This is a genomic window from Zetaproteobacteria bacterium, assembly GCA_003696765.1.
In the GTDB taxonomy this organism is placed as follows: domain Bacteria; phylum Pseudomonadota; class Zetaproteobacteria; order Mariprofundales; family J009; genus RFFX01.
Genome location: RFFX01000042.1, coordinates 1 through 10,045 on the forward strand (window position 1 = coordinate 1; position 10,045 = coordinate 10,045).

The 10,045-nt window shown below is 69.3% G+C and carries 4 protein-coding genes; all 4 read left to right on the plus strand.

Annotation, left to right across the window (positions count from 1 at the left end):
• Window positions 1-508 (plus strand): YfiR family protein (locus D6682_04345; protein RMH51490.1); only part of this gene is annotated, 508 nt, incomplete at its 5' end.
• Entirely contained in the window at window positions 505-2,901 is a 2,397-nt protein-coding gene (locus tag D6682_04350) for a response regulator (GenBank protein RMH51491.1), read from the plus strand. The genes D6682_04345 and D6682_04350, both read left to right, overlap by 4 nt.
• A gap of 130 nt (window positions 2,902-3,031) precedes the next feature.
• Window positions 3,032-3,985: a hypothetical protein gene (locus D6682_04355; GenBank protein ID RMH51492.1), complete on the plus strand. Its 954-nt coding sequence runs from the start codon at window positions 3,032-3,034 to the stop codon at window positions 3,983-3,985.
• Between the two features lies 1 nt (window position 3,986).
• On the plus strand, window positions 3,987-10,045 hold a 6,059-nt coding region (locus D6682_04360; GenBank protein ID RMH51493.1), incomplete at its 3' end, for a hypothetical protein.

Here is a 10,045-nt window from a genome sequence, read left to right on the forward strand (position 1 = left end):
AAGGGGGTTCGGAGCAGCCCTCCCGACCGCACTCCTCCTCCTGTTGCTCCCCGCAGCCGCTGCCGACGAGATCGACGAGCGGCTGCTCGAGGTGCTCTACCTGCGCAACTTCATCCTCTACTGCGACTGGCCCGGACGGCATCCCCCCGAGACCCTGGTCATCCTCTCCCGCACGCAGCCGGCGCCGATCTATCGCACCATGCGCGACCATCACACCTTCCCGCTGGCGCAGACCCGCCGCTGCAGCGACATCGACTGCGTCCGCGACGCCTCGGTGCTCTTCGTGGCGCGCGATTTCGACCGCTGGCCCGAGCTGCGCCGTCGCCTCGCCGGCCGCCCGGTGCTCACCGTCTCCGACCGACCGGGCTTCGTCGGGCAGGGGGGGATGATCGGCCTCTACCGCCGCAACCGGCGGCTGCGCTTCGCCGTCAACCTGCAGGCGGTGCGGGCTGTGGGGCTCCATCTGAGCGCCGAGCTGCTTCAGATGGCCGACAGGGTGGTCGAATGAGTCCGACACGGCACGACGAAGGAGGTCTCCTGCGCGACGACCTGACCGCGGTGGTGCGCCGTCGCATGATCCTGATCACCGCGGCGGTGATCGCGGTGATGGCCACCGTCTGGCTGCAGACCATCCGCCAGGGGGTGATCGAGCAGGAGCAACGGATGTGGAACGCCCACGCCCGACTGCTGGCCGAGGCGATCCGGCCGGCGCTGCTCTTCCACGACCACGAGATGGCCCGCGCCATGCTGGATCGGTTGCTGGAGGCCGAGCTCCACCTGCGCGCGGTGGAGGTACGCCGTGGGGGAGAGCGATTCCAGTCCGCCGGGGCATCGGTCGCGTGGCCGACGGCGATCGCCCAGGGCGGGGCGATGCTGCGCGACGACACCTCCTACGCCTGTGCCCCGATCCGCAAGGGGGGCGCCGTGCTCGGCTCGGTCTGCCTGGCCGCCGAACCGACCCTCTACCGCACGGCGATCGCCGGGGTGACGCGCAGCGTGCTGCTCGCCATGCTGCTCGCCGCCCTGCTCGCCCTCTGGCTCGCCCGTCCGCTGGGCCGGCGGGCGACGCAGCCGATCACCGCCCTGGCCGGGATCCTCCGGCAGGCGGGCGCGCCGCAGCAGCGCGCGGAACGGCTCGAACAGGCCGCCGACCGACTCGCCCGCCAGCAGGCGCACCTGCCGGAAGAGGCCCTGCCCGAGGTGCGGCTGCTCCTCGGGGAGAGCGGCCGGATGATGCGGCTGCTGGCCATGCACTTGCGCAGCGCCGAGCGCCACCGGCGCACCCTGAGGCTGATCAACACCGATCTGGAGCGACAGGTCGCCGCCCGCACCGAGGCCCACCGCGCCGCCCGCGAACGCGCCGAGCAGCTGGCAGAGTCGCGCACCCGCTTCCTCGCCCACATGAGCCACGAGATCCGCACGCCGATGAACGCGATCATTGGCCTGCTCCGTCTGATGCAGCACGATGCGGATCGTCTGCCGGAAGGGATGCGCGGCCATCTGCGGGCGGTGGTGCAGGCCTCGGAGCAACTGCTGCACACCGTCGACGAGATCCTCGACTTCACCAAGATCGACGCCGACGCCATGTCCATCAACCCCGCCCCCTTCCTCATCGAAGCGATCACGACCAACCTGGAGGCGCTCTTCGGCCCCAGGGCGGCGGAGAAGGGGCTTGCGCTGCGGGTCGGTGCACCGGAGGAGGCGCCGCCTCTTCTAGGCGATGCCGTCCGGATCGAGCAGATCCTGCGCAACCTGGTGAGCAACGCGATCAAGTTCACCGAACGCGGTTTCGTGCGGGTGACGCTCGATCTGCAGCCGGCGGGGGAGGCATGGCTGCTGACCGCCACCGTCGAGGACAGCGGCATCGGCATCCGGAAGGAGGATCAGCAGCGGCTGTTCGAACCCTTCACCCAGGCCGAGTCGGACGACCGCCGCCGCTTCGGCGGCACCGGCCTGGGGCTGACCATCTGCCAACGCCTCTGCGCCTTGATGGGCGGGAGGCTGACCCTCCAGAGCAGCCCCGGCATCGGCAGCCGCTTCACCCTCACCCTGCCGCTGGAGCAGGCGGGAGAGGAGCCGGCGCTGCAACCGAAGCCATCCCGCCCCCTCCCCCGCGACGCCCTGCGCGGCCGGCGGGTGCTGGTGGTGGAGGACGATCCGATCAACCGCCGCGTGCTGTGTGCACTGCTCGAACGGGCCGGCATCGCCTGTGCCACCGCCGAGGAGGGGCGCGAAGGGGTGGCGCGGGCGGGCGGGGAGCGCTTCGACCTGATCCTGATGGACATGCAGATGCCGGAGATGGACGGGATGGCGGCCACCCGCATGCTGCGCGCCCGGCCGGAAACCGCCGCCATCCCGATCATCGGCGTCACCGCCAACGTCCTGCCGGAAGAGCGGCGGCGCTGCCTCGATGCCGGCATGAACGACTGTCTGGGCAAGCCGATCGACGAAGAGCGGCTTCACGCCGCGCTGCTGCGCTGGCTCGACCGCACCCCGCAACGGTCTGCGCCTGCCGGGAAGAGGGCGCAGACCACCGAAACCGGTGGCGAAACCTCCGACTTCGATGCCGACGCCCTGCTCGCCCGACTCGGCGGCGACCGCGAGCTGCAGCAGGCGGTACTGCGCGAGTTCCTCGACCGCCACCGCGACAGCGCACGGCGGATCGAGCGGCTGATCGCCCGGAGGGAGGCGCAGGAGGCGCAGGCACTGGCCCACACCCTGGCCGGCGTCACCGGCACGCTGGGGGCCGCGGCGCTGGCCGCCGACGCCCGCCGACTGACGATCGCCATCCGCGAGGGCCACCCCGATCTGGCGCAGCGCGCAGCGGGCTTCTGCGCCCGTCTGCGCGATCTGGTCGCGGCGGTGGAGCGCACCGCCCCCATCCACCAAAACGGGGATTGACACCCCTCCCCGCCGGCGGCAGGATGTCGGGTCGCAGCGGCCATGGGGGGAACGGCCGGCATGTTCGGCCGCAGGCTGAAGTTGCCAGGGAGGTATCGGTATTCGTGGAACGATCCCCTTCCTCGGGGCCATGTCCGATGGATGGAGCAAAGCGGTGACGCTCCCGCTTCGCATGACGGGAACCCTGCTGCTCGCCGCCCTGCTGCTCGCCGCCGCCCCGGCATCGGCCGCCATCGACCGGCGGCAGACGGTCGCCTTCGACCACGGCCGCCTCTCCGCCACCCTGCGCGACGCCCCGCTGCGGCAGGTGATGAGGCAGCTCGCCACCCGGGCCGGGCTCAACCTCTACCTCGGCAAGTCGGTGCAAGGGCGGGTGAGCGCCTCCTTCCACGATCTGCCGCTGGAGCGGGCACTGCGCCGCATCCTGCGTCAGCGCAACTACATCCTCACCTACGACGGCGCCGGCCGGCCGCGCCAGCTCTGGCTGCTCAACAGGGGTGAGGCCGCCTACGACCTGATCCACGGCTACCGGGACGCCCCCGCCGATCGCCCCTCATCCGACGATGCCCCCCGCAGTACCGAGGGCGGGCGGCAACAGCCCAATGCCGCCGCCCCGCTGCACGGAGCGATGGCCGCGGCGGTGGTCCGCGACCGGATGAAACGGAGCAGGGAGCAGGCACGCCGGGCCTCCACCGGCTACTACCTGATCCAGCAACACCGCGGCGCGCAGTTGGCGCGGCTGCGCCGGGCGCTGGCCACCGCCCCGTCCGACAAGCGACCGGCGATCGTCCGAAAGCTGGCCGCAATCGAACAGGGTCAGAGTGCCGTTCAGCCCGCCACTGCGGCCAAACAGCAGCAGATTGCCGCATCCGCCCAACTGCAGAAGCTGGCCCGGCTGCGCAACACGGCGCTGCTGCCCACCCGGCAGATCGCCCGCCGCCAGGCGCTGAAGAGCCGGCAACAGGCGCTACAGGCCATGGCCCGGCAGCAACAGCTCGCCCTGCTGCGCGCCCGCCGCGCGCAGGCGGCCCATCTTTCCACAATCCGCAAACAACCAACCCCGATCCGTTGGGGCGTGAGGTGATATGATGAACAACAGATCCGCAACCCAGCTCATGCGCACCCTGATCTTCGGCCTGCTGTGGCTGTTTGGAACGGCGATCGGAGCCCAGGCGGCGGCGATCCCCCCGACCATCGACGGCTACACCTACCGCTACATCGAGTGGTCCCAGGAAGACGACTTCATCGAGATCGGCACCATGACCTTCAACGGGACCAGCGCCAGCTGGACCGGGCAGCTCGGCTACCAGGGAGGCGCGCCGGCCAACAGCGGCTACCCGATGAGCGGCACCTTCCCCGTCAGCTACGACGCCACCAGTCAGGAGGTGGTCGCCGATGCAGGCAACCGCTTCGTCTTCACCCCCGACGGCGAGTTTGCCATCTCCTACCAGATCGACGGCCTGGCGCCGCCCAACCCGCTGGTGCCGGCCGGGACGACCAATCCGGTCCATGGCATGTCGCATCACCTGTTCCTCGTTCGGCTGCCGGCGAATGGGCAGATCCCGCAGGTCTCCGGCAAGTACAACCTGGTCGGCGCCTTCGCCGGCCTGGTGGCAACCAATCAGCCGCCGGTGATCCAGGCGGCGTTCCAGTCGGTCGTCGACATCTACAGCGCGAACGGCTTCAGCATCAATGGCAGCGAAACCGCGGTTCCCATGACCGCCAACGCAGCGCCGCAAACCACACCCTTCTCGGGTGGTGGAAGCTTCACTCTTGATAACTACGGCGTAGTACTCAACAACTACACCTATGTCTTCCCCTCCTCCAACGGCGAATACATGCTCTACTTCAACCCGTCGATGGACGGCAGCGGGGAAGAGGTCGGGATCATGATCCGCGACCCCGGAGCCACACCGGTCACCGTCTTCCCCGAACAGCGCCGCTATGTAGATATCGTTGATGCTGGCGTGGCCGAAGCGGGTTTCTTCAGCTTCGACACCAATGGGGCTGGCACCGCCACGGTGGACCGACAGCTCGACGCCTTCCAGAACTTCGTCTGCTACTCGCAGAGCAGCTGCAACCAGACCTACACGGGCATGACCCTCGCCTCCCAAGCGAATGGAGTGGTCACCATCACCGATCCGTATGGCCAGCAGGACAGCGGCATCGTCTCCGCCAACGGTGAGCTGCAGGTCGTCGAGCACGGCAACGGCGGCGGCTTCACGGTGATGGTGCGCGACAACGGCGGCAGCACCAGCGGCAACCCGGCCGGCACGACCGGCGGCACGACCGGCGGCACGACCGGCGGCACGACCGGCGGCACGACCGGCGGCACGACCGGTGGCACGACCGGTGGCACGACCGGTGGCACGGCCAACCTCAGCGGCAACGGCACCATCACCGGCACGATCACCAACCTCTCCAAGGCGACCACCGGCACCATCTATGTCGCCGTCTTCGCCGACCCGGGCTTCACCACCATGGCCACACCGGACGCCTACGCCACCATCGCCAGCGCCACCGGCGGCAGCTTCTCGATCGGCGGCCTGATCGATGACGGTGCCACCAACCTCTATGTCGGCGCCTTCATCGACACCAACGGCAATCAACAACCCGATCCCACCGAGCCGGGCGGCGCCTTCGGCGGGTTCCAGCCGCTGCCGGTGCAGATCCCGGCCGGCGGCAGCGTCACCGCCGACATCACCATCCAGGATCCGCAGAGCACGGCCGACCCCTACGCCGGCCTCGATCCTGCGGCATGGAGCTTCCAGAACAACTTCTACGGCGACCCGACGGTGATCTTCACCCCGCGCATCGATCAGAACATCGCCAGCTCCAGCGTCTTCAACCCGGTGGCCGACGGCACCGTCGATCAATGGAGCATCACCCCCGCCGGCAGCGGTGATGTCACCATCGTGCTGGGCGCGGTCGACTCCAGCTTCATCCTCGACAACGGCGGCTTCTCCAAACTCATCCCCGCCGGCACCACCGGCAGCATCACCGTGCCGGCGCCGAGCGGCGGCGCGCCGCTGCTGGTCACCGTCACCAACCAGGGCAACCCCGATCCCAACGTCGGCTCGCCGTTCCACTACCAGCTGGCGGTGATCGGCGCGGCGAAGGTGTCGGTCAACGACGACAACCTCTCACCCAACGCCTTCAGCAACGACAGCTCCACCCCCGAGCTGGGTGCTGCCGGCGCAGTCACCCGCTGGTACTACACCATGCCGAGCAGCACCAGCGTGGTGCAGTTCGACTGGAGCGCCAAGGCCTCCTACCCCGACGGCGGCAGCTTCGGCGCCAACCCGGCCAACGATGTTGTCGGATCGATCGATCTCTACGCCCTGCCGGCCGGCGGCGGCACCCCCACCCTGGTGCAGCATCTGGGCAACAGCCTGAGCACCGCCTCCTTCTCCGGCGTGCTCACCGGCGGCGCCACCTACTTCGTCGAGATCCAGGCGGCGGCAAGCGGCACCACCAACGCCGCCAACCACTACACCATCCAGGCGACCACCGGCACACTCAACAAGCAGCCGATCGGCCATGAGCTGCGGGCCGACTCGTTCCGCCCCGCCGACTACGCCAGCCCGGCCGCCAACACCAACAATCCGGCCGGCACGGCCATCCATCCGCTGCTGATGGCCGACTTCGAGGACACGAACGGCACCGTCATCGGCCAGGTTCCGGCCGATCAGGGGTGGTTCGACCCGACCACGCTGGACATCTACGCCTTGCCGCAGGCCACCAGTGGGCTCGATGCGCTGGTGGCCGCCTTCGATGCCAACGGCACACAGATGGTCACCCTCGGCGGCCCGCCGAGCGCGCCCGGCCACGGCTACCTGATCCGTCTGCGCGTCTATGCGGCCAGCGGCGGTACGGCCACAGCCCCCCAGCTCAACCCGGGCGATCCGGTGCTGCGTGAGGCGACCGCTCTGCTGATGGATCTTACCGACACCATGCAGGACCCGGTCAGCTTCAACACGCTGAGCGCCGGCTGGTACCTGCTGGGTCAGTTCGGGGCTGCGCCCTACGGCGGGGGTGCGCTCGCCGCCACCCAGCCGGGCACCACCGCCGGCACCATCCTGGCGGTCGACACCATCGACACCTTCGGCAACGCCGACAACCACCCGGTGGTGATCGACAGCGCCATCACCTTCGACCCGGTCAACCTGAGCGCGATCGTCAGCGACAGCGCCACCCTGGATCTCTGGTACAGCGGCAACGCCGCCGCGCTGATCCAGCATCAGATTCCGGTCGACGGCGGCAAGATCACCGGCTTCATCTTCGCCCTGCAGGCCTACGCGGATCTCAACGGCGACGGCCTGATCGACGCCGGCAGCGCGCCGGTGCTGACCGGAACCCAGGAGCTGATCTACAACCCCTATACGGCTGGAACGGTAACCATCAACAACGGCGCCACCACCATCCCGCAGGGCTGGTCGCTGCACAGCTACAACGATGTGCTCCAGCAGGATGTCTTCACCCCCATCGCCGGCGGTGAGGCGGTGCCGATGAGTCCCGCCGCACCACCGGCCCCATCCGGCGGCAGCGGCGGGCCCGGCGGGCCTGTATCGGGCGGCGGCATGAGCGGAGGCGTCGGCGGCGGAGGCGTCTTCGGCGGCGCGCCGCAGACGGTGGCCCTGCAGGATCCCTATGTGGTGCTGGCCATGCTCGACACCACCACCGGCAGCCTCGCCTATCAGGTGCGGGTGGATCAGTATGTCCAGCTCGACACCGGCTACACGCAGGTGGTCTCGCTCGGCGACCTGAGCTGGGTGACCAACGATCCCAACCTGCCGGCGGCAACGCCGTTCGATCCGATCAATCCGGCGGCGGGCAGCGGCCATCTCTTCTTCATCATCGCCTTCGACGATCAGAACGGGGACGGGCAGTTCGATCCGGCCACGGAGAACGGCGCGCAGGCCGACCGCATGCTCGTCCATGTCGCCACCGACGCCATCGCGCCCGACGGCACCGCGGTGGCGGCCGGCAGCTGGGCGGCGTTCAACCCCGATCCGACAGCCACCCAGCAGGTCACCCTGCTCGATTTCACCGCCACGCCGATCACCGCCGGCTACAACCTCTTCCCGTTCGTCAACGCCTTCGGCGCGCTGGGCGGCGGCCAGCAGGGCGGGGGCAGCGGCGCGTCGATCGCCGGCACCATCGTCGATGGCTCCGGCAATGGCGTGGCCAACCTCTTCGTCAGCTTCGAGCCGGTCGATCCCGCCAACCCGTCGTGGGGCGGAGTGACGACCAAGAGCGACGGCAGCTTCTCCATCCAGCTCGATCCGGGTGACTACCGGGTACGCATCGACACCACCGGCACCACGCTGATCGGCGGCTACTACGACGGCAACGGCGGCGCCACCGCCGGCTGGGACAGCGCCGCCGTGGTGACGGCGACGGCCAGCGGCACCACCATGCCGACCGTCACCCTGGCGCAGGGCTCGGTGGCCACCGTCACGGTGACCGACGCCAACGGCGCCGGCATCCCCAACCTGTGGGTGAACCTGGAGCCGATCGGCGCCGGCGGCAGCTTCAACGGCGGCATCACCAACAGCACTGGTGTCGCCTCGATCGGCACCAGTGACGGCGACTACCGCGTCTGGATCGACACCACCGGCTCCACCGGCAACTATGTCGGGGGCTACATCACCGCAAACGGCGGGGTGAGCGGCGACCCGGCGCAGGCGGCGACCCTCACCGTGGCCGGCGGCAGCGGTGCGATCAGCGCCACCCTGCAGCAGGGGGTCTCCATCACCGGCCAGATCGCCAACGCCGATGGCACCCCGGCTCAGTTCGTCGGCGTCGCGGTCAGCGACGACTACGGCTTCAACGGCTGGGCCAACACCGACCAGAACGGCAACTTCTCGGTCAGCGTCGCGCCCAACGGCAGCTACCGCGTCGAGGTGTGGAATCCCTCCGGCCAGGGCGGCGGCTTCGTCTATCTGACGACCGACAATGCCAATACACCGACCCTGGAGGGGACGATCAGCGACACCTTCGACCCCTACACCGGCCGGCCGACAGCCGATCCGATCGCCGTTACCACCGCCAGCGTGGACATCTATGCCACCATGCCGCAGGGAGTGGCGATCACCGGCACCATCAAGGACAGCAACGGTGTCACCGTGGCCAACGCCTGGGTCGACTTCTCCTCGATCGGCGGCGCCTGGGCCGGCGGCTCCACCGACCAGAACGGTGCCTTCACCATCCAGGTCAAGCCGAATGTCGACTACACCATGTCGGTCTGGCCCGATCCGGCCAGCGGCCTGATCGGCGGCCAGGTGCAGTGGGATAATGTCCAGAACACCTACACCCTGACGGCCGACTGGAACCAGGCCACCCCGATCAACGCCGGCACCACCGGGGCGACGATCCATGTCACCATCCCGGCCGGCGTCTCCATCTCCGGCACGGTCACCCAGGGCGGCCAGCCGGTGGTCGGCGCCTGGGTCAACGCCTGGTCGGACACCGCTGGCGGCGGCGGCGCCCAGACCGACCAGAATGGCGCCTACACCATCAATGTGCCCACAGGCACCGGCTTCGTGGTCAATGTCTGGACGCCGGACGGCGCCAGCGCCTACTACGGCGGCAGCCTCGGCACCGTCTACGACTACCAGCAGGCGGCGACCGTCGATACGACGAACGGCGCGGTCACCGGGATCGACATCGCGCTGCAGCAGGCCAATACCATCTCCGGCCGGGTGACCGACGGCAACGGCGCGCCGGTGGCCTGGACCTGGGTCGAGGTGCGCAACGACGCCCAACAGCTCTTCTTCGGCAACTCGACCGACCAGAACGGCAGCTACAAGGTGGCCGTGCCGGCCGGCAGCGGCTACAAGGTGGTCGTCTGGGGGCAGGGCAGCTATGTCACCACCTACTACAACTCCAACGGCTCGACCACCTCGGAGCAGAAGGCCGAGCTGCTCGATACCACGGGGGGCAGCCTGAGCAACATCGATGTCGTTCTCTCCAGCGGCAACTCGATCAGTGGCACCATCACCGGGCTGGCCGCCGGCGATACCATCTGGATCGACGCCGGATCCCCCTCCACCGGCTCGTGGAGCGGCACCCAGGTGACCGGCACCGGCAACCCGGTGACCTACACCATCACCGGGCTGGCGCCGGCGACCGACGTCGAGGT